The 21,577-nt window shown below is 43.3% G+C and carries 24 protein-coding genes and 1 tRNA gene; 5 read left to right on the plus strand and 20 right to left on the minus strand.

Annotation, left to right across the window (positions count from 1 at the left end; all coding sequences use genetic code 11):
* Positions 1 to 124: 124 nt before the first annotated feature.
* From ABZR88_RS09665 to ABZR88_RS09700, 8 genes are all read right to left on the minus strand, one after another.
* Positions 125 to 1,144: a helix-turn-helix domain-containing protein gene (locus tag ABZR88_RS09665; RefSeq protein ID WP_107828773.1), complete on the minus strand. Its 1,020-nt coding sequence runs from the start codon at positions 1,142 to 1,144 to the stop codon at positions 125 to 127.
* A 48-nt stretch (positions 1,145 to 1,192) separates the two neighbouring features.
* Positions 1,193 to 1,807 carry a DUF4145 domain-containing protein gene (locus tag ABZR88_RS09670; RefSeq protein ID WP_211309814.1) on the minus strand — a complete coding sequence of 205 codons (615 nt, stop codon included), beginning with the start codon at positions 1,805 to 1,807 and terminating at the stop codon, positions 1,193 to 1,195.
* A gap of 208 nt (positions 1,808 to 2,015) precedes the next feature.
* Positions 2,016 to 2,798, minus strand: a complete 783-nt coding sequence (locus ABZR88_RS09675) for a hypothetical protein (protein WP_211309815.1) — start codon at positions 2,796 to 2,798, stop codon at positions 2,016 to 2,018.
* 1,155 nt (positions 2,799 to 3,953) lie between these two features.
* The gene (locus ABZR88_RS09680) at positions 3,954 to 4,412 is read right to left on the minus strand and encodes a hypothetical protein (RefSeq protein ID WP_146166540.1); all 459 of its coding nucleotides are present in this window, start codon (positions 4,410 to 4,412) and stop codon (positions 3,954 to 3,956) included.
* Between the two features lie 165 nt (positions 4,413 to 4,577).
* Positions 4,578 to 5,123, minus strand: coding sequence for a hypothetical protein (locus ABZR88_RS09685; RefSeq protein ID WP_107828777.1), 546 nt, complete (start codon positions 5,121 to 5,123; stop codon positions 4,578 to 4,580).
* 302 nt (positions 5,124 to 5,425) lie between these two features.
* Entirely contained in the window at positions 5,426 to 5,914 is a 489-nt protein-coding gene (locus tag ABZR88_RS09690; protein WP_107828778.1) for a hypothetical protein, read from the minus strand.
* Between the two features lie 83 nt (positions 5,915 to 5,997).
* Complete coding sequence (locus ABZR88_RS09695; protein ID WP_146166541.1) at positions 5,998 to 6,321, minus strand: hypothetical protein; 324 nt, start codon at positions 6,319 to 6,321, stop codon at positions 5,998 to 6,000.
* 449 nt (positions 6,322 to 6,770) lie between these two features.
* Entirely contained in the window at positions 6,771 to 7,001 is a 231-nt protein-coding gene (locus tag ABZR88_RS09700) for a hypothetical protein (RefSeq protein ID WP_107828780.1), read from the minus strand.
* Positions 7,002 to 7,282: 281 nt separating this feature from the next.
* Between ABZR88_RS09700 and ABZR88_RS09705 the strand changes: the two genes are divergently transcribed.
* Both ABZR88_RS09705 and ABZR88_RS09710 read left to right on the plus strand, forming a co-directional pair.
* Complete coding sequence (locus ABZR88_RS09705; protein WP_107828781.1) at positions 7,283 to 7,918, plus strand: helix-turn-helix domain-containing protein; 636 nt, start codon at positions 7,283 to 7,285, stop codon at positions 7,916 to 7,918.
* A 330-nt stretch (positions 7,919 to 8,248) separates the two neighbouring features.
* Positions 8,249 to 8,779, plus strand: coding sequence for a hypothetical protein (locus ABZR88_RS09710; RefSeq protein ID WP_107828782.1), 531 nt, complete (start codon positions 8,249 to 8,251; stop codon positions 8,777 to 8,779).
* Between the two features lie 38 nt (positions 8,780 to 8,817).
* Here ABZR88_RS09710 and ABZR88_RS09715 read toward each other — a convergent pair whose 3' ends face one another.
* Positions 8,818 to 9,987, minus strand: a complete 1,170-nt coding sequence (locus tag ABZR88_RS09715) for a site-specific integrase (protein WP_170113609.1) — start codon at positions 9,985 to 9,987, stop codon at positions 8,818 to 8,820.
* A 51-nt stretch (positions 9,988 to 10,038) separates the two neighbouring features.
* Here ABZR88_RS09715 and ABZR88_RS09720 point away from each other — a divergent pair.
* A tRNA-His gene (locus ABZR88_RS09720) sits at positions 10,039 to 10,112 on the plus strand.
* Positions 10,113 to 10,355: 243 nt separating this feature from the next.
* Here ABZR88_RS09720 and ABZR88_RS09725 read toward each other — a convergent pair.
* The 11 genes from ABZR88_RS09725 to purL form a co-directional block, all read right to left on the minus strand.
* Positions 10,356 to 10,817 (minus strand): DUF6252 family protein, encoded by a 462-nt coding sequence (locus ABZR88_RS09725; RefSeq protein WP_107828784.1) that lies wholly within the window; start codon positions 10,815 to 10,817, stop codon positions 10,356 to 10,358.
* Positions 10,818 to 11,010: 193 nt separating this feature from the next.
* Positions 11,011 to 11,358, minus strand: coding sequence for a hypothetical protein (locus ABZR88_RS09730; protein WP_107828785.1), 348 nt, complete (start codon positions 11,356 to 11,358; stop codon positions 11,011 to 11,013).
* 24 nt (positions 11,359 to 11,382) lie between these two features.
* Positions 11,383 to 12,417 (minus strand): pectinesterase family protein, encoded by a 1,035-nt coding sequence (locus ABZR88_RS09735; protein WP_107828786.1) that lies wholly within the window; start codon positions 12,415 to 12,417, stop codon positions 11,383 to 11,385.
* A 37-nt stretch (positions 12,418 to 12,454) separates the two neighbouring features.
* Positions 12,455 to 12,832, minus strand: coding sequence for a hypothetical protein (locus ABZR88_RS09740; RefSeq protein ID WP_245917045.1), 378 nt, complete (start codon positions 12,830 to 12,832; stop codon positions 12,455 to 12,457).
* 16 nt (positions 12,833 to 12,848) lie between these two features.
* Complete coding sequence (locus ABZR88_RS09745) at positions 12,849 to 13,214, minus strand: DUF5655 domain-containing protein (protein WP_245917046.1); 366 nt, start codon at positions 13,212 to 13,214, stop codon at positions 12,849 to 12,851.
* A 64-nt stretch (positions 13,215 to 13,278) separates the two neighbouring features.
* Positions 13,279 to 14,328, minus strand: a complete 1,050-nt coding sequence (gene fbp / locus ABZR88_RS09750) for a class 1 fructose-bisphosphatase (RefSeq protein WP_107828788.1) — start codon at positions 14,326 to 14,328, stop codon at positions 13,279 to 13,281.
* A 22-nt stretch (positions 14,329 to 14,350) separates the two neighbouring features.
* Positions 14,351 to 14,842 (minus strand): metallophosphoesterase, encoded by a 492-nt coding sequence (locus ABZR88_RS09755; protein WP_107828789.1) that lies wholly within the window; start codon positions 14,840 to 14,842, stop codon positions 14,351 to 14,353.
* A 168-nt stretch (positions 14,843 to 15,010) separates the two neighbouring features.
* On the minus strand, positions 15,011 to 15,283 hold the full coding sequence (locus ABZR88_RS09760; protein WP_107828790.1) for a hypothetical protein: 273 nt from the start codon (positions 15,281 to 15,283) through the stop codon (positions 15,011 to 15,013).
* A gap of 2 nt (positions 15,284 to 15,285) precedes the next feature.
* A complete protein-coding gene (locus tag ABZR88_RS09765) occupies positions 15,286 to 15,999 on the minus strand; it encodes a tRNA1(Val) (adenine(37)-N6)-methyltransferase (RefSeq protein ID WP_107828791.1) in 714 nt (237 codons plus the stop codon).
* 117 nt (positions 16,000 to 16,116) lie between these two features.
* Positions 16,117 to 16,503 (minus strand): VOC family protein, encoded by a 387-nt coding sequence (locus ABZR88_RS09770; RefSeq protein WP_107828792.1) that lies wholly within the window; start codon positions 16,501 to 16,503, stop codon positions 16,117 to 16,119.
* A gap of 258 nt (positions 16,504 to 16,761) precedes the next feature.
* On the minus strand, positions 16,762 to 18,987 hold the full coding sequence (gene purL / locus ABZR88_RS09775) for a phosphoribosylformylglycinamidine synthase subunit PurL (protein ID WP_107828793.1): 2,226 nt from the start codon (positions 18,985 to 18,987) through the stop codon (positions 16,762 to 16,764).
* A gap of 163 nt (positions 18,988 to 19,150) precedes the next feature.
* On the opposite strand from purL, the gene ABZR88_RS09780 reads away from it, so the two are divergent.
* Positions 19,151 to 19,552, plus strand: coding sequence for a DUF4279 domain-containing protein (locus ABZR88_RS09780; RefSeq protein WP_170113610.1), 402 nt, complete (start codon positions 19,151 to 19,153; stop codon positions 19,550 to 19,552).
* Positions 19,553 to 20,127: 575 nt separating this feature from the next.
* Positions 20,128 to 21,477, plus strand: coding sequence for an MATE family efflux transporter (locus ABZR88_RS09785; RefSeq protein WP_107828795.1), 1,350 nt, complete (start codon positions 20,128 to 20,130; stop codon positions 21,475 to 21,477).
* Positions 21,478 to 21,577 lie beyond the last annotated feature (100 nt).

Genomic DNA, 21,577 nt, shown 5'->3' on the forward strand with positions numbered 1-21,577 from the left:
AAGATGGCAAACGAATAAATGAGAGGTTGCGCGTTGTCTGTGTTTATGCGGGAAGCTCTTGCACGCTTCAGCAGCTATAAGCGTAACTTTGCTTAGTAATTCATTATCGCTTACTTGAATTTCTTTATCTTCCCAAGAATGAAGACAAGGTGTCTTCAGGAGTCTTCTTTAAACTATCAGCAAACAAGAGGTTTTCTTCGACGTGCGCTAGCAACTCATTAGTATTGCGTGGTATGTTTGACGGCCATCTCAAGACATATATAGAAGCCTTAGCAGGTGAGTATTTGCCACCGAAGGACAGTAGAAAGGATAACATTCCATCGTTCTTGTTGATCTGTGTTGTTTTTATCCGTATTTGGTCAGTATATGTTCTTGGGTTACCATAATGTAAAACACTTACAAAGTTGTCGTAAGTCAACTCCGTGCCCTCGTTATTATAGTGCCACCTACGGAAATTGCTTGTCAAGTCTCCTGATCGTGGAAAGTATCCTCCATCACATAGTATCTTAAAAGATATCTGCTCTTCGTTCTGAAGCACTGAGAAGTTAAAGATTCCTACCTCTATGTTTAGATAAAAACCATCTGCATCATGTTGTATCTCGTGAAATTTTATAACCCCATTTAAGTTAGGGTATGTGACACGCTTCATTAACGCGTCTACTAGGTAATGTGGTGCAGGCTTGGACTGCCCATCTAGTCTTACATAATACCTAGTATCGTACTGATGTGGCCTATAGGTACTCTGTTGTATCTCGAAGATATATAAGTGGTCTGTTCCCCTGGATAAGATTTGAACAGCTATGCCGATAGGTAACGGTATAATTGAGCTGCTTATCCTATTGATTAGACTATCTTTTTCCCGTAGGTCCTTCACTGGCTGTAATTCCCCCACAAATATGTCTTCCCTCCCTGCTTCCTTAACGCCTTTAGGTGCTCCCCAGATCAATAACCCCCCAGTGGAGTTCAGGAACGCACTTATGCCCTTTAAAACATTTTGCAAGCCAGCATCAAATGCTGCTTGTTTCGGGAACGATTTGAACTCTATGGTTTCGGACTCTTGTCGGGGTACGGTAAAGTACTCCACAATGTCTTCATAAGTTAGTTCAGATAGAGGTTTACCAAAGTAAGCAGATGAGAAATCCATACGGTTCTATGTGTTATAAGGTTTGAGTAGCTAACTATGTATCTCCAGCTACTTCATTGGTGGCTTGCCAGAGTCTGCAAGCTTGGCATTAAGAGCAGCTCTTCTAATTGCCGCCTTCGCTGGCTGCACATAATAAAAGTCAAACAAAGCCTCTAGTACCTCTAGATTCCATTCTGCTTCATTTGGTTCAACCTCTAATATTTCACCTGTGCTCTTACTCTTATTAGGGTGTGCTGCAAAGTTGCCAATATTCCTTATTGCATCTATATCATCAGAGAGATGGCTAGGTAGTTTTCCAGAGTCTATAACCGATTGAATCTGTCCTGACAAGTCGCCCTTTGATACTCCAGCCGCATCTAATAATAGATTTTGTAAACATCTGCGACTTAATGCAGCGCTTGCTTTTGTGCTGTCCGCCAATACAATGCAAGCTTCGGAATAGTCAACTGATATATGTGTAGGGACTTCTATGGGAACAGGTGGACGCATTGAGCCTTTAGGGTGAATTAATCTAAGGGAAACTGGCTGACTAAGGTCAAACTTTTGCGCACTATGGTTATATACATACTGCCCATTGACAAGATACAGTATGTTTTTTAAGCAATGATTATTGGGGCATTTATAACTTTGTATGTACCACATACCGTGGACATCCTTTTCCAAAGGAGTTATTGATACAGAGGCATGAAACTCTACTAAGCAGTGAGGACACTTCATGAGCAGTTAATAATTATTTTAATAGTATGTGACCATGCGAGCACATTACGTGCCAATTCGATATAAGTGACACCTCCATGACTATCTGACATGTTGCAACTAAGGCAAACTGACAATTACTAATCTACATGACGGTCAGATAGTTGCCATAAAACTATGAAGGCCTTACCATTACTTTTACATCAAGGTCTTTACGAGGCCTATTAAAGCTATTCTCAAAGCCTGTAGGGTTTGCTATATAACCATCGGGATCATAGACAAAGCAGAAGAGTAATTTACAGAAAGGATGGGTTGAATAGCGCTCAATATCTATAGCTAATTGATCACCTGTCTCCCTATTCTTTAGATTACTTCTTGTCTTTTTTACTTCAATCATTACGTCATGCTCTTGGAGAAAAAAGTCTATTCTGCTTGATGTTCCAGCGTATGAGGGAGTCCACTCTTCTGGTCGTATGTCGTCGAAATGAACCATAAGTAGTGCATGTAACAAGTCCTGCACATCATACTCATTTTCCACATCTAAGGTTGGCTTATTACCGTGCCTTTTTCTAAGCTGCTTTACTACTTTGTCAAACCTCTCACATAGCATTACTAGTGTTCCTATCACATCATGTTGTGGTTGAACTTGTTCAAAATGACCAGCCTCAAGATCTTGACGAACTGCCTGTAAGATACTTAAAGCCTGTATTACATTTAAAAGAGTGCTGTAGATAGGTAAGGAACTTTTTAATCCCATATAATAATGGTTATCTGTTCCGAGTGAAGTACTAAAGCAATGAAGTACCTTTGTTCTCCAAGCTACAAAATCTGGTAAATTTCCGACTCCCACATCATCTGGACTATTGTCCGATGTGTTATTTAAGATTCTTATTTCTTTGCCTTCGTGAATCAGCGCATCAATAGTCTTTTCATTAAGCAGTTGTTTCTTAGTTTTCATATCAGCTAGTGAATATATGAAATGGTATCGAGTCGTGAAAGCCAACGCAGAGTAACGAAGTTGGCTGCGAGCTGAGTGAGGATTTGAGCAGAGAGAGCCTGAAAGGCGACTGCTCAATATGCTGCTCACAAACAACTGGCGGACACTTTGACAAAGGGATTGAGCGCCTGCCCTCAAAGTGTGTGACAGTTGAGCTGTCCGAACGATGAAGCAGACGAGCCTAGCAAGACGAGCGCTTGACTTATAATAGCTAGAGCGTTGCAAGCTCCACCTGGTCGAACAGACCAAGTGAGAGCGCAGCATAAGCGATAGTTATTATGAGGCAGAGAAAGCGAGTATGGAGCAACGCATCTGCGTAAATCAATCAGCGTGACAGACTGCTCTCAGAGGCCATAGGTGGACTTTTTTATCACACTATAACATATTAAGCCTATAAACAAAAAAGTCCACCTGTGAGCGATCAGGCATAGCAGTGAGGTTTAGCGTGCTGACAAGCTTGCTAAACAGAACGAAGTCTGGCGCGACTGATTGATACGCTTTGAGTTGCGTAATGCCTTTCTATCTGGTGTGGTGGCCTAACCGAGCGATAGGTCATCAGCATAGCTGGGCTTCGTCCTCGTAAGCAACAATTGGGGGCGAAGGCCAGTCTATTAGCTGATGTTACCTTTTTTATTAGGTGTTTTTACTAAAGTCCTTGTATGAACTATTTAGCAACCACATTGTAAACCAAATTACTATACTCGCTACAGCAGGCCACAAACCAATACTATAGATTAGCCAAGCAACGAACAGGAGAGCAATCGGCCACTTATACCGTTTTAAGTAGCTTAAGTAATGTACGGTCATCACCAATTGCTTCTTAACTGCGTAGCTTAGAAACAACCTCTTGACATCGGGTGCTCTAGGTTCAGGTGTTTTACTATGTAAGCTACCATCTTGCTCTGCTATCAACTCTTTAATGAAGATGACAGGAGGCTTCAGTATGTTATAGTAAATGAAGAGAAAGGGAATGGTTAGCATTACCATTAGCTTATACAGCCATGACTTGCGATGATTAAGTCTAGTGGTCTTCATGTTTAAGTGGTACGATTTAAAAGACAGAGTAGCAGTACAGTTCCATGAATATAGGATTGAAATTAAACCCATTGATATTGCTTATCTGTTGACAGGCCCTGACGGAAGCTCACAAACGTTATGTATTGTTTGGTTAGGACTGTTTTCAGGAATGATCTTGATTTGAACGCAGCCATCTTCTGATATTAGTTTTACTATAACAAAGTTCAAGGTCTGGTCATTTCTGGTTGCAGTCCAGTAGATCAAGCCTTTACCGTTTACGACCTCATATGACATTGGTGATGTCCTTCGGTATTTAATTTCCTGGCGTTCATCACCAATAGTTGTCCAATTAGCCCCACGATCAATAGCTATCAGCACGCTATTGCTGAATGGCGTTGTAGAACTTACAAGCGTATTATTTGCTGTTGTCATTTGAGATATTGAATAAAAGTGAACTTCACTATTATTGTGTTTCGTTATGTCGTCTTGAGTTACAGATCGCTGCCTTTGATTATAAAGCACAGCTATCATGTTTTTAAATTCTGTAGTAGGTGTCATTTGTTAATTGGATTTACCGACTAGTCCGGCATCGGAGGGTTAATGATAAGCGCTGGACTATGCGCTTATGACTTCTTTAGAAATCATGCACCGTAGATAACAAAAAACCAGCTATTGACCTATAGAGCCATAACTTGCTGCAGTTCCGCCTTGTGCTCATTAAGATTACTCATATGATATTATGACCTTGACTTGCTCTGTTCTACTAGTATAAACAATTTGTTTATCACCGACTTCTAAATCTGTCCTACGATACATCGTTTTCTCTGCCTCTAAAGAACCGTTCAGATAAAACCTTAAAGTATTCAAGCCACCTCCATTATAAACGATCTCGATCACTTCATTAGGGTTATTGACGTATTTAAGGGTGAGTGTTTTTGTTTCTTCGTTCATGTGGGCTTTGTAGCCGCCTGTCTTGTCTGTGTTGTTTAGAGTATTTATCAATCTAACCGAACATAACTGATACTGAGATTCACTATTGTTCTGCATTGACGAGTCCACTGGTTGAGAGACAGGTGGTTCTGGGGTACTCACTGGTGCAGCTTGCGAAGTTTGTGTTTGGTAACTAGGTGATGTTTGTGCTGTGTTTACTGATGTGGATTGTACAGTATTCTTGTTATTAGTACTTGGCAGTTGCGACCAAATAAGAAAGGCAATAATAGCAGCGGCAATTAGAAAGCCCAGCAAGTCTGAGGAGTCAATTTTTTTCATGAGAAGGTTAATCTGAGTACCGAGGCAGTCCTCATCGGTGGGTTAAACGTGCAAAAGCGTGGAACTGTAACCAACTCTGCACTTGAGGCCCTAGGAAGCCCGACACAACAGAGAGGCACAGCCCACGCTTTTTGCATGGGCGTTGGCCTAACTGTTCTTGATGTGTCTGAAATTTCCTAGGTTTCAAGTGACAAGAACATTAGCTAACGCTTATATCTTCAATAAATAATCTATATGTAAGTTGATATCTTATCTGAGTTGTTACCTCCGCTTTTTTGCGAAGTTAACAAACAGCAAGCAGACTAAGCAACAGCTTTGAGCTTTCTTTTAACAGAAGCAGGCTTGTAAGCGATCTGTTTAAAAGTGTGGTGCTTATTCCGCTCTTCAAGGTACTCGTACATCTCTGAACAGGTTTTAATGAGCCAGTTAGTTTTAACAGATGCCTCAATATCAATGGCTGTGTTGCTCTTGTCTGTGTTATGATATAGTACTCTTAAGAACTCTGCAGTTAAGTTGCTATACCTTTCGTCATTCATTACCTCTTCGAAACCCCAATGAATGCAAAGCAAACCTTGCTGATCACATTCTAATCTGAGATAAATTAAAGGCGAAACGAACTCATGGATAACAGTATCGGGCTTGACAGTACGGCATTCACGCTCTAAGCTATACCGTAGCTCTTCCTGTTCGATATTTGATAGCAATTGCCTGGCTTTCTTGTAAGTGGCTTGGTAAGCCTCTTTGACTACCTTATTATAAGGTATTAGGTCGGTGGTTGTGGATGTTTTCATGTTTAGTCGGGATTGGGTTAAATGAAAACAGCCAGGCTGAATAAGCCTAGCTGTTGTAATGTGTGGTTGTATGTTTAAAGGCGTTACGCCTGTAAAGAATAGATGTGCTTTGCCTGCTGCACTCTGAGCACGTTTGTATAGAAGGTGCTGAAGTCGGGTTGAAGCGCTGATTCAATGGTTCTGCCTTTAAATGAATAGTTGGCAAGTTGCTTTCTCAGTTCATCCTCCTGTTTGCAGCTATTGAAAGCATACTCCACCCTGTAGTGGCAATCGGGCGAGCATTCGAGGTACAGGTAAAGTGTTGGACTGATAAAGGCATGCATAGCAAACGCACTCTCACTGTTATCGTAGCGATAGTCACGTTCAAACACTAAAGGTTGTTCTGCCTTTAGAAGTAGCTTAGCCAAGTTCAACAGGTTATGGAACGCCGTTGATATGGCTTCGTTGTCCCGCTGTAATAAAGATTTTGGGTAGTAAAGCTTAGCAGTTTGCCAACGTTTTCGGGTGCGTTCACGGGTTGGTATAGGCTCTATGTGCCCGTCTTTTCGTGGTGGTGGTATATCTTCTGTCATGTTTTACAGGTGGGTTAATGGTTAGCAATAGTTTGAAGCGGTTGGTTAGTTGGTTTACAGGTATAATCTTCTGCCTGTAAAAAACAAGAAAGCCTTGTCCGGTTACAGACAAGGCAGTATTTATAGAAGAGTATTCGCTCTGCTTGTTTGAAGGCAGAAGTAGTTTAATCTTAATTGCGAACGGTGTACAGCCGTGAGAAAGCCATATACTTTTACCCTCAACTTCTTTAACAAGGGCGGGGCTTAAATCTTGCTGCATCCTCGCGCTTATCACTTGTAAAACCTTATTGCATGTTTGTTGCCTCTTCTAAGGTATAGGTCTTGTCACCTATACGGCAGGGAGTGTTTGGTGGCAAATTCAGCTTCAACATCCGCACTGCACTCTTTATCTTGAAAACACATCGCTTGAATTGCTCTGTTTCATTTGCAGAGGTAAATATGTCTTGTGTGTAAGCTGGTATATCTGTCTCATTGTTCACTGCCTGCTCTACAGGTTCATTAGTCATGGTTGTCATAGGTCTTTAATATTAGTACTTACCGAAATGTTACCTCAGAATTACCTACAGGAGCATGCAACTATAGTACTTACTATATAAGAGCATATACTAGGTCTAGAAAATACTATAGTTAGGTATTCCGTGAAGTAAATCTGTGGTGCTGTTGGGAGAAATTGATGTTTTTTCGTATCTTTGTTAAGGTCAAAATAAGATACATAACTCTCTCATTGTCTGCTACAAAGATAGTCAAATTACCCCAGAGATACAACCTAGAATACCGACTATTTCAATAATCATTCATGACCCCAATCAACAAACAGTTTGTTCTGTTACCGTCTGATATTGCCTTAACTAAAGAAGGCTTGCACTATAAAGATCTACTGACCTATATCACTATTCGTTCCTTTCTGAACAGCAAGAACGACCTGTGTATGCCATCCTATGAAAGCATTGCTGACCGCTCTGGTATGTCCAAGAAATTCATAGGCCAGTCTATAATCAGGTTAGAGCGTGCTGGTTATTTAAAGGTAGAACGTTCACAAAAGAGACGAGCATCTAATCGCTATAGCTTCCGTGACCATGAATGCTTCTGTCAGATTCCCTATGAATTCTTTGAGATAGACGACTTAACTGCCAATGAGAAGGCTATGCTTCTCGGAGTAAGAGAGTGCTTTGACAGTACAAACTTGGAGTTCTTTGTTGGAGACTTGGCGAATGCAGCACTGATGCTTGATGTGACTTATCGTACTGTTTATGTACAGTTTAAATCTCTTATAGACAAAGGGTACATAGAGAAGGTTACAATTCCTTACAAGTCGGGAGGAGAGCGCAAAGTAACGCGCCTAACATCCAAGATAAATTGGCATTACCACAGGGATATTAAGCCTGAGAAGTTAGGCGGAGACCAAGATAGCAGCAACCTGATATTTAAGTAACGGACATGTAGGGATTTGAGCCCATTGCCACTGCAAAGATGTATTAGTGCATTGGTGTATTTTTTTTAGCCAGGTATTGACAATACGATTTTTGTACTTAGCTTTGCAGAGCAATTGGCCGAAATACTATCGATATTTCGGTTCTCACTCACTCACTCACAATTGCGCACATGTACTAATGCATAATCATTGAGCGTCGCCCAAGTACAAAGCGCGTTCTAAATGATCGGTCTACACAGGCCTAATGCTTATTTATTAAGGTTCTTTTCGATACGAATAGAACAATGTTATTAATTGCGATAGCTAATGCTGTCTACTAAATCGACAATCATGAGTGAGATTGATTACAATGATGTGCAAGACCGCACATCTCAAACAGAAACAGAGCAGTATTCTCTCGAGGAGCGTATAGCTGCACTAACAGATCAAAAGCAAAACTGGTATTACATGGCGTCACAACTTTACAATGTAGAGGATACGTTCACCATGATAAAATACTATCAAGACAAGCGTGGCGGTGTCAAATTTAGTGATGAGATATTGAGACTTCAAAAGCTCAACGCGGCATCCGGTGATGAGGCGAAAATTAATAGAGCTATCACACAGAAGGTTGTAATAGGCCAATCTCTTTACAAGCATGACATCGTTGTCCTTGTACGTGATCTTTATAAAGGGACACAGGTGTCTTTGCCTTTAGATAGAATCGCGACACATTGCTTTGAACGGTTTCAGGAGTTGTTTCTTCTTACGAAAGAAAGCAAAACTGTGACTAGGGTTAACCCAGAAACAAACAAGGAGGAGAAGGTTACATTGATCAGGTATACTCCTGTGCTTGCTTTGTATGTTCAAGATGACAACTAACTAAACACAGCCCACTCCTTGCGGAGTGGGCTTTTTACTTACAATGTAGGAGCTGCAGTTTCTCTATCTTGGTGGCTAAGCTCACCTAAACTTCTTAGGTATTTGAGGGTAACAACCAACGTAGAGTGAGCCAGTAGGTTCTGTAAAAGGTGTACATCTTTGGTTTTACGGTAGACCTCTATAGCAGCAGTATGTCTAAAGGAATAGATGGTTTGGTCTTGCTCGATAAGAGCAAGCTTGATCAGATCGTCTTTTAAACGTCCCCACTGGGTCTTGAAGTAATCTTCATTGAATGGATGAACATGTCCTGTGAAGATGTTTTCTGATGGCTTTAGCTTCTTTAATGTTAGGTTTAGTTCTTCTCTTACATACAATGGGACAAATACAGTTCGTACCTTTCCACCTTTATTAGCATCACCAGATAAACGGATCTCGGAGCAACTGCGACTAAAGTCACCTAGAGTCAGTAGTCTTATCTCCTCATGGGGCCTCAACCAAGTTGAGTAAGTTAGTAGGCAACAAAGGTAAAGATTAGGAGACGCTTTCTTAAGGTGCGTCAGTAATGGCTTTAGTTGTTCCTTTCGATAAGCCTTGTTAAGCTTGGCCTTGGTTCTCCGTCTTTCACTATTTTTTACCACTAATACATCATAGTCAATCATTCTGCCCGCTGCATTAAGAAGCACTCCCAAATCTCGACGTTTGTTCATGTAGTAGGTTCCAGAACTATTGAAACGCGAAAGGAAGTCGTCTATTCTAGATGTTGTTAGCTTATTTAAAGGCTGATTAAGTTCTGCTTCTGATAGAAAGGCAACAAAGTCTCTGTGTATAAATCTAAGGTTACGTTTATATTTCCGGCTCAAGTCATTGTTAAGCTTTCTGTTTAAAGCTAGTAACAGAACTTCAGCCGTTGACTTATGGTGAATCTGACTAGGAGTTTCGTGCTCCTGCGTTATGGATAAAAACCTTTCCGAAGATGGTATGGAGATCTCTGTCTTATAGGTACCTGCATCAAGGGCCTTATGTAATTCAAATTGTAGCTTCTTCAGCAAAAGGTTTCGTTCATCGGCACTAACTGCTCTATTAGGGTTAAGCCTTAACCCAAGTGTCTTTCCATTATACTCTCTAACTCGTTTATTGTTTAAATAGAAGGTTACGTATGCTCTAATTGAGAGGTCTTCTGTAGATACGATTTTAGGCTCTGTATACATCTTTTGGCGCATGTTTGGCGCATGAGACGTCTTAAGTACCAAAAACACACGGTAGGTATAGCTCAGTTGGTTAGAGCACCAGATTGTGGTTCTGGGGGTCGTGGGTTCGAGCCCCATTACTTACCCGAAAGCCTCTCATGAAAATGAGGGGCTTTTTTGTTATCTGATAGCCCTTAAACATGACTCTACGCTTGTTTAGCTAAATTGGCACAGTACGTGATTTTAAGACTTGCCGGTGCAAGTCCGAAAACATAAAAAGCCTCTCATTTCAAGAGAGGCTTTTTATGTTATATAGGCTAAATATTGCGGAGTTTTAAAACCAAGTACGGCCGCTAGCAAGTGTTAGCTGACGCCTTAGTTTAGCTCCGTTACATTGTAATCAATTTGGCTAAAAACGTACCTTCAGTAAATGTACCAGCCAGGCCTACTCCAGCCACACTTGAGAATTGAAATGTGCCCCCTACAGCCTCCGTAGTAAATTTTGTAATGACTATTTTGCCGGTAGTGCCCAAATAAGAATGGTCCAAATCTGCCCCGATTGAATAAGAAGCAATAGCATCCCCTGTTGCTACATCAAATGTCCCGACTTTTACATTGTTAACCATCAGGTTGAGTACCTGAGTCGAATTGGCCATAGATCCCATTATTTGTACTGTACCCTGGCTTTTGTAATAGGTAGCGATTACAGTGTTGGCCGCTTGAGCGCTGCCATTAAATTTAAATTTTAAGCTAACCGCAGAGGCCGCTAGGTCATTATTGCTTTTTTTGCACGCCGTTGGTACCAACATAAAAAGTACAGCCAATAAAAATAAAGGTTTTAGGTGTTTCATTTTGTTTTTGGATTTTTTCCGAATCTACGAAAATTGGGGGCCATTACTTATCCCAATTAGTCTTTTTCAAACCGATAGATATCACCCTCGTCTCCATTGCACCTACGAAAAAAATCACGAGGTATCCCATTGACAAAATCCACATAAGTAATTGATTTAACATCGCAGTCAGTATTCCCTTTGTTCTTGAAAACTAATTTGTTGTTACTGATGTAGCTTGGCAAATCATCAACTGTTGTAAGCGGATAATTCCCCAATATTGATTGTGTTCATTATAAACTAAAATACGACTGGTTGCACGGTGAGCATTCCCCCATATCCAAACTGAATTCATAATCTTATAGCGGACACCTTTCTTTGTGATAAGCTCCCCCAAATAAGTAAGATATGTTTTAGATTGATCTTTGCTATTGAAGATATGTTCCCGGTTGACGCGACTGTGCTGAAGTACCTGCAACCTCATCCTGCTCTCCTGCGCTTGCGCAAAGGTTGTAAAGATGACCAAAAGAAGTATCGGGCTAATTACTGTTTTCAAGTCCATCACTATACTATACCGGGTCAACTGCTATTTCTCCGTTTTATAGTTTACAAACTGCCCTTTTTTATACGCCAGCACGCTCCATAGCGCCTGTATTTTGGCTTCCGGGTCCCAGGCCCCGCCAAAAGTCCACTTAGCATTAATTTCGCTAGCCTTTGGTGATCCTTTGGCTTTTTCGAGGTTGTTTTCCATCCAGGCAAAATTTCCGCCATCGCGTTTGACGTTGTACATGTAAACACGGTTGCCCCATGGGATAGAATCCAGCACCTGATCGCTATAAGCATACCCTATCGGGTGATCAATAATCTTGCTGGTCATGGTGCAGTTGAGCAGGAAGAATTGCGAATCATGGTGGTAGCGACCTAGTGTTACCGGGCGCTTAGAATCGAAATGAGAATCGGTGATGACCAGCTTTTTGTCTGGATTACCACGTCCATCATGCCAGATCAGTGCGCGGCCATCGCCATAAAACGTGCATCGGGTTGCGTAACACCATCCGCGCGGACAAAGAAAGTCTACTCCCGGGCAACGCAAATATAGATCTGCATGATAATACATGCCACCATCAGGCGCCCATAACGACAGGGCATCATTACCGTCGGCCCAAACATTACAATTAATTACAATGGTGCGCGTGGCCTGTCCGTAGATAGCCATCTGGTGCACGGTAGTTTGCTCAACCGTAGTGCCATAGTTGTTATAAACGGTCAGACCGCTAATAATACAATCGTCTGCCCCTTTTTGCAATACAATTACCCCCATATTGACCGGCTGACCTTTGTACTCCTTAATCTTTCGCGAAGCTGCTGTTTCTGCATTGATAATGCGGGTGCTGTCGCGGTTTTCGCCCAACAGAACAATGTTGGGTTTATCAATAATTACTTTTTGATTGTAGGTGCCGTTCTTAATGAAGATAATGTAAGGCTTAGTGGCATGTTCTGGCGCAGCCTCAATAGCGGCCTGGATGCTTTGGCCGGGCGATACGGTGGCCTGGTAGCGTTGGGCTTGGGAGGTGGTGCTGATCAATATGAGCCAGCAAAGAATGTGAAAGATTTTTTTCATATCAGGTTTATAGATTTCGTTTAACAAAACTCTTCTTTTAACTTAATTCTTTCGGGGGGCCTAATTGGCCGCCGATCTCTCCGTAAAATTCAACCAATTTAAACAATCGATTAACAGCCCAACTAAGCTCATCCTGGTTACAATGGTATTCTTCTATCTTTCCGTATATCTGATAGTTAGAGATATTAAAACCCTCTTCAATATCATTATACCAAATCACCTTTGTACCACAAATCCCTACAACCCAAAAACCAGAACCACAATCACCCATTGTACTTTCCTCCCATTTAATAGGAGTTATTTTAATTAATTGCCAAAAGTTCAAGCGCTCGCCATTCAGATCAAGTTCAGATTTTTGAATTTGATCCAGTAACTCATTTAGCGAAATAGGAGTCCACTCTGCCATTGTTTCCAATATATTGATATTTTATTTAGCCTTCTATAGTCAACCTTAAATACCCTCTTACCTCCTCATTAACATCCTCCTTCTGCAATATGCGCAGATGATGATTATACTGATTACTCCCCGGCACCAGAGCAACCTTGCTGAAACACAGATTATCTTCATAAGGCCGATTAAACGGCAACACCACATGAATAAAGTTTTTGCCAAACTGCGTAACCCAGGCAATACGCTTATGCCCGTTTGAAATGCCAATCATGGTTTTGGTAGCGTGCAGTGAGATATCGCCCAACTCGGCAAACTCATTAATGAAATGATTGTACAGGTGTGCCGTATGAGTGCTTTTACCGGCGAGGAACTTTTCTGTTTCGGGATCGATGTAAGTGACGGGCATGGGTTTAAACATAACAAAGAAGGCGCTTAACGCGCCCTCTTCAAAATATTAATCAAATTTTCACTTACTGGATTGATACCAGGCCCTCAAAATTCTTTTTGGTTACCTGGGGAGAGAAACAAGCCATCATTTCTTCGGCTTTTAATACCATATTCTCTGAACCGATAATAATAGCCGAACGCTGATGCAATTCAGTTACTTCTAATTCAAGGATGCGGTTGTAACCATCGCTGGCTTTACCGCCGGCTTGTTCAATAATAAAGGCCATCGGGTTACACTCGTAAATTAAGCGCAGTTTACCTTTTGGCGATTTTGCGGTGATTGGGTATAAGAAGATGCCACCTTTAATCATATTACGGTGCAAATCTGCCACCATTGAACCGGTGTAACGCGAAGTATACGGACGGCTGGTTTTTTCGTCTTCTACCTGGCAAAATTTAATGTATTTCTTAATGCCGTCAGGGAAGTGGGCGTAGTAACCCTCGTTAATAGAATAGATCACACCGTCTTTAGGGATCTTCATATCAGGGTGCGACAAACAGAACTCGCCGATTGATGGATCAAGCGTGAAACCGTTTACACCTTTACCCGTGGTATAAACCAACATGGTTGATGAGCCGTAGATTACATAACCGGCAGCTACCTGCTCTACACCACGTTGCAGCACGTCTTCCATTGTGGCTGCGCCGCTTTTGCTCTTTCTGCGGAAGATAGAGAAAACAGTACCCACACCAACGTTCACGTCAATGTTTGATGAACCGTCCAGCGGGTCAATAGCCACTACATATTTGGCGTTTTTAGAAATCTCAGAGTCAATATAGATGTATTCGTCGTTTTCTTCAGATACAACCACGCAGCACTCGCCACCACTTTTCAGGGCTGTAATAAATTGCTCGTTGGCATATACGTCCAGCTTTTTCTGGCCCTCGCCCTGTATGTTAATACTACCTGCATCGCCCAAAATATCGGCCAGACCGGCCTTGTTCACCTCACGGTTAACTATTTTGGAAGCTATGCCTATATCGCGCAGCAACCGCGAAAGCTCACCTTTAGCGTAAGGAAAGTCTGCCTGTTTTTCAATGATGAATTGTCCTAAAGTTTTTATTGATTGCATGGGCTTAGTGTATATTGTACATCTATTTTAATAACTCTACTGCTTCTAAGTTATGAATTTTATCGTCAGTAACGCAAAATTTTATTAATGTTCTTACTTTATGCCAACCGTGTTTTCCGGCTGCTCCGGGGTTTATGTGCAGGCATTTTATCTGCTCGTCATACATTACCTTTAATATATGCGAGTGCCCGCAAATAAAAAGCTTTGGAGGCTTAGTGTAAATTTCATTTCTAATAGCAGGGTGATACCGGCCCGGATAGCCTCCAATGTGCGTCATCCATACATCCACATCCTCTATTTTGAAACGTAAATGCTCGGGGAATGTTTGGCGCACGTCTGCCGCATCTATATTGCCGTATACACCGCGCAATGGCTTATGAGCCGCTAAACGATCAGCTACAGATATGTCGCCAAAATCGCCGGCATGCCAAATTTCATCAACGTTGTCAAAGTGTTTTAAGATGTTATCGTCCAGATAACTATGAGTGTCAGACAGCAGGCCTATCCTTGTCATTAAGTTTTGATGTTTCTAAGTTGATTACAATGCCTGGTTAGGTGCACTATCGTTATCAACTATGGAAGTAAAATTACAGTTTTATAATCAATCAGAGGAAACATTAAGATATTTTCAAAAAACGCAGAACAAAGTTAACAACACCACACCGCCAACTCTTACTATCGTCTACAAATAAGCTAATAAAGCAAGTACAATATAAAGCGGTATGCCAATTGTTATTGCTTTGCTATAATTTTGCCTGCGATATAGCACTACTATAATACCCAAAACTATACCATAAAGCAATACACTGATTATATACGGCCTTGCCAGCAGCCATGGCACATTTTCAGGGATCAGCGGCGAGTGATAGGTATAAAACTGCATAACGGCCTCTGCCCCATTCATCAATATGGCAAAAGCATAAAAGGCCATAATTACTAACGACCAGAGTTTCATCCTCAAAAGATCGTCAAAAAATCTGACAGCAGCGCACTGTACTGTGCTGTATACTTGCGCGGTTCGGTATAAATAACCAGCGCGGCCCGTTGCACTTCCTGCACCTCGCTCTTGCTCCAGCTCAATATTTTACGGTGAGGATTGTAATCAGGGTAAGAACTTACATCTATATAACTGTGCAAATGCAAATCATGCTGCGTAGCCAGGGAGTTGACCACCTGCGCGGTATCCACAGGCAGTATCATCATCAACCTGCCATCATCATTCAGATGCTGCGGTACACTTTTAATCATCTCCTCAAAGAAATCCTCCCCGGCATGTTTAGCCACGGTTTTAGCATGATGCGGCGACGCCAATGAGTTGATATAAAAAGGAGGATTAGACACAATCAGGTCATACCGATTATCTGTGTGCGCAGCAAAGAAATCCTGAAAAGATGTAGAGTAAACAGTCAATCTATCAGCAAAGGGCGAGCCCTCAAAATTACGTTTTGCGGTGGCTGCGGCTACAGCATCTATCTCCACCGCATCAATCAAAGCTTCTGGAAAACGTTGTGCCAACATTAATGCCACTACGCCGGTACCGGTGCCTATATCAAGTATACGTCTGGGCTTTGGGCTGCCAGCCAGGGCGCCCAGTAACACACCATCGGTATTCACCTTCATGGCGCAACCGGTTTGATCTACCTGAAATTGTTTGAAGCGGAAAATGCTCATGGAGTAAGGTGAAGGGACAAAGGTAAAAGGATAAAGGTGATAATCTAAAACCAAGAGAAACACTTACTGGAAGGACAAAGTACCTTTATCCTTTATCCTTTCAGCTTTAACCTCAAATCAAACTTCATACATCTCTATCGGCAAGCCATCCGGATCGCTGAAGAAGGTGAACTTTTTGCCGGTAAACTCATCTACCCTGATAGGCTCTGTAACCACGCCATGCAGGCTTAAATGTTCGACTGATTGCTCTACACTATCCACTTCAAAAGCCAAATGACGCAGACCAGCCGCTTCAGGACGTGAAACCCTGGCCGGTGGATCAGGGAATGAAAACAGCTCTATCTGGTAAAGTCCGTCTACTGCCAGATCCAGTTTATAGGATTGGCGTTCCTCGCGGTAAACCTCCTGCTGAATGGTTAGTCCGAGTACTTCTGTATAGAAACATTTAGATACTTCGTAGTTTGAGCAGATGATGGCGATGTGGTGGATTCGTTTGAGTTTCATTTGAGGTAGATAAAAATATTTTCAAAAACGTCATTGCGAGGAACGAAGCAATCTCTGCGAAGGACACTCCGATTGGCTAAGTGGATTTGCAAGTACAGAGATTATTAATGTTGTTATTTGCTTTTAACGGCATTAATGAGCTTCGGTCGGTTGTCTTCGTTCCTCGCAATGACGGTGGTGGTGTGTATTGCCAAAACAACAAAAGGGAAAAGGCCTTAAAACCCTTCCCCTTTTATATTTATGCATTAAGTATTAAACTTATTCTCCAAGTATTACGTGCAATACGTTGTCATAAACCAGTTTAAGGTCTACTATGTTACCGTAACGCTCTTCGTCAACGTGCAAGTCGCCCAGTTCGGTAGTGTTACCTAGCAGGGTAAACTCGGTTTCGCTGGTGGCCATCAGTTCAACAAAACGCTCTTGATCTTCAGGGGCCACACTCACTACTATCCTGCCTTGAGCCTCGCCAAACAGGAAGGCATCTTTGCGGAAGTTATCATCAGTGTTCACCTCGAAGCCCAGACCGTTTGGCATTGCTGCTTCTACCAGCGCTACGTAAAGGCCACCGTCGGCAACGTCATGCGCGCTTTGGATCACTTTGTGCTGAATCAGTTGTTTAATTACCTGGTGCGTAGCATACTCTTTATCGATATCAAAATACGGAGCCGGAGCAGCAAGTATTTTGTGGTACGATGCCAGGTATTGAGATGAAGCAATATCATTCTGAGACTCGCCAACCAGATAGATCAGATCGCCGGGCGATTTGAAATCCAGCGTCATCAAATTATCCAGGTTATCCATTACCCCCAGCATACCAATGGTTGGCGTTGGAAATACCGAACCACCGTCACTGCTCTGGTTATAGAAACTTACGTTACCGCCGGTTACCGGAGTTTCAAATTTGGTACAAGCTTCGCTCATACCTTTAATGGCGCTTACAAACTGCCAGTAAACCTCAGGGATGTAAGGATTACCAAAGTTCAAGCAGTTGGTAATAGCTACCGGCTCGCCACCGCTACAGGTGATGTTACGTGCGGCTTCGGCCACAGCAATAGCACAACCTTTCTGCGGATCGGCATATACATAGCGTGAGTTACAGTCGACGGTAATTACAATCGCCTTGTCGGTATCTTTAACCGCTACTACGGCCGCATCGCTCGGGCGATTGGTGGTCATGGTTGAGGTACCGATCATTGAATCGTACTGATCAGTTACCCAGCGTTTAGAAGCAATATTAGGGTGAGATATCAGGTGCTCGGCCACTTCTTTCAGATCGGCAGGCTCAGGCACGTTGTTGATATCAAACTTTTGATTTTCGGCATAGTAAGCAGGCTCGCGGTACTCACGCTGATATACTGGCGCACCACCACCCAATACCAGGTCATCGGCAGGCACATCGGCCACCAGTTCGCCATTCATATAGTATTCCAGGCGTTTGGTATCGGTTACTTCGCCAATCTGCACACAGTTCAGGTCCCATTTATCAAATACGGCCTGTATCAGGGCTTCTTTACCTTTCTCGGCCACAATCAGCATACGCTCTTGCGATTCTGACAGCAGGATCTCGAACGGTTTCATATTCTCCTGACGGGTTGGCACCTTGTCCAGATCAATACGCATACCGTGCTCGCCCTTGGCGCTCATTTCAGAGTTTGAGCAGATGATGCCCGCAGCACCCATATCCTGCATACCAACTACGGCACCGGTTTTAATAACCTCAAGCGTAGCCTCCAGCAACAGTTTCTCCTGGAACGGATCGCCCACCTGTACGGCAGGTAAATCATTCACAGAATCTTCGGTAATATCTTTAGACGCAAAGGCAGCACCATGGATACCGTCTTTACCTGTAGCAGAACCTACGATATAAACCGGGTTACCCACGCCGTATGACGTAGCCGACACCGTTTCGCCAGCCTTAACAATACCCGCACTAAATGCGTTTACCAGCGGATTAACGTTGTAGCAATCATCAAAGAACAGCTCGCCACCCACAGTTGGGATGCCGAACGCGTTACCGTAATGACTAATACCTTTTACCACGCCTTTTACCAGCCACTTGGTTTTATCAAGCTTCAGGTCGCCAAAACGCAGCGAGTTAAGCTGAGCAATTGGGCGGGCACCCATAGTAAAAATATCACGGTTGATACCGCCCACACCGGTAGCAGCGCCCTGGTAAGGCTCCAATGCCGATGGGTGGTTATGGCTCTCTATTTTAAAGGCACAGCCAACGCCGTCGCCCAGATCAACCAGGCCGGCATTCTCCTCGCCTGCTTTGGCCAGCATACGCGGGCCATCTTTAGGCAAAGTTTTTAGCCAGGTAATAGAGTTTTTGTATGAACAGTGCTCGCTCCACATTACCGAGAAGATAGACAGCTCGGTAAAATTAGGCACGCGGCCAAGTATCTGATTAATACGTTCAAATTCGTCAGGAAGCAGGCCAAGATCTTTGGCGGTCTGCACGGTGGTCAATTGTTGGTTGTCCAATGTTATTGAGTTGTTTTGGTGAGACGGCTGCGAAGTTATGAAAAATGTGCGAATGTGCAGATATGCGTATGTGAATTTGGTTTAACCCCGCATGCAGGCGCCATGGTGCATCACCGGCAAACAAACCATTTGCGGTATAAATATTTTATATTTGATGCTATCTATGAGTTGCGTTTTAACAGTTGTAGGCGAAAATTTTGATGTAGATACGTTTGTTGCTATCAGCGGACTATCTCCTCACACCGTATGGTATAAAGGCGAACCGCGCAACAAACGAGGGGAACTAAATCAAAAAAACGGATTTAATCTTTCCGTAAGCGATGCTGAATTTAATGACTTTAACAACCAGGTGTCAGACACCCTTCTTTTCTTATCTCAAAATGCCGACAAATTGCAATTACTAAAAACGGTCGAAATTGAGTTTGCAACGCTTGACTTTGGTGTTGACACCGCCAACAATAATGGCATGTATAAAGGCTTTTATCTCCCACCATCCTTAGTAGAAGCCGCAGCGGCATTCGGCATCGGCGTTAAGGTAACGGTTTATCTTTCAGACGAGGATTAACCTTTTTCAGTAAACCAACGTTCAGCATTTCATCGGCACCAGCAGCCCCGCTTTACGCTGCAAACCGACTGAAGGGAGCTCATGAATACCTTAAAAAAACAAATAACTAAATGAATACCCCTCGCCTGCTACCAACTCAAAACCAATGCACGCTGCGGGGTTTCCACTACAATCGGGTTCAGAGTGAACAGTCGGTAGCAAATCTTACCTAATTAACATGTCATGCTGAGGAATAGAATCCGGCGGGGACTATAAAAGTGAAATGACAGACAAGAGGGCTGTCAGTCTGAGCTTGTCGAAGACTCGCGCGGAAAGGCCCACCCACCATGCTTCGACGGGGCTCAGCATGACATCCTTTTTTAACTTGTAATGGGTAGCAACGAAGCATCTCTGCGACCGTCCCATATGGCTTGTACTCAGAGATACTTCGCTATCGCTCAGTATGACATGCCTCTAATATGATTTCAGAAAACCCAAGGTTCAATATCCCAAAACCAATATCTAATCACCAAAAACCATCTCTTAATCCCGCTACAACCAATCTCTCCCGGCAAACCTCTACCTTTGCGCTATCTATGAAAGCCCTTTACCAGAAATACAAACCACACTACCGCGAAAACCTGCGGCTGGCCATCCCGGTGGTGATATCGCAAGCCGGGCACGTGCTCACCCAGGTGAGCGACAGCGTGGTAATTGGCCATTTTGCGGGCACTATTGCGCTGGCCGGGGTATCATTAGCCAACAATGTTTTTATTATTGCGCTGGTAATTGGGCTGGGCATTAGCTATGGCATTACGCCGCTTATTGCACAATACAACGGCGCGGGTAATAAAGATGGTTGCGGGCGCTTACTGGTCAATAGCTTGCTGCTCAATATTATTGGTGGCATTGTACTTTGCACGGTAATTTGCCTGGGACTGGGGCTGATATTACCGCACCTGAAGCAATCGCCCGAGGTGGTGGCGCAGGCGCGTCCGTTTTTGCTATTGCTGGGGCTTTCACTCATCCCCATGCTGGTGTTTAACACGTTTAAGCAGTTTGCCGAGGGACTGGGCTTTACCAAACAGGCCATGCAGATCTCTATCTGGGGCAATGTGCTCAACATTATACTGGGCGTTATCTTTGTAAAAGGCTTGTTTGGGGTTACACCGATGGGCATCCGCGGTGTGGGTTACAGCACGCTCATAGATCGCACGGTGATGGCGGTGGTGATGGGCAGCTACGTGTTTCGCTCAGACCGGTTTAAAAGCTATCTGACGGGATTTACATTTAAGCATATAGAGTGGGCCAGTTGCCGGGAACTGCTGCGTATTGGTATGCCGGTAGCCATGCAATACGTGTTTGAGGTAAGCGCCTTTAGCGGAGCAGGTATTATTATCGGAACGATCAGTCCGTCGGCACAGGCCGCGCATCAGGTGGCCCTTAACATGGCATCGCTCACCTACATTATGGCCAGCGGCTTTGCAGCGGCGGCGGCCATTAAATCAGGCAATCATTTCGGGGCGCGAAACTTTGAGCGCCTGCGGATGTCGGCCGTGTCAAGCTATCACATCGTCATCATCTTTATGAGTCTGACGGCCATCATCTTTGCCACTTTTAATCATTTACTCCCGTGGATTTACACTTCAGACAAAGCCGTTATAGCTATTGCAGCACAGCTATTTATCATTGCAGCAGCCTTTCAGTTATTTGATGGCACACAGGTAGTTGGCCTGGGCGTACTGCGCGGCATGGGCGATGTAAACATCCCAACCATTATCACCTTTCTGGCTTATTGGATTGTGGGTTTGCCTGTGGGCTACGTGCTGGGCATCAGCCTCAATTGGGGTGTAAAAGGTGTTTGGTATGGACTGACGCTGGGCCTGGCTGTAGCGTCGGTTTTGTTGTATTGGAGGTTTAGCAGGAGGTCTGCGACCGAACGCTAATACCCTTCTTGTCATATCGACCGTGGGGAGATATCTTAGCCCCCATGCTTGTTAGCCAATATTCATTTGTAACCTGTAATACGTCTAAGATTTCTCCCTA

This window comes from Mucilaginibacter yixingensis, assembly GCF_041080815.1.
Lineage (GTDB): Bacteria > Bacteroidota > Bacteroidia > Sphingobacteriales > Sphingobacteriaceae > Mucilaginibacter > Mucilaginibacter yixingensis.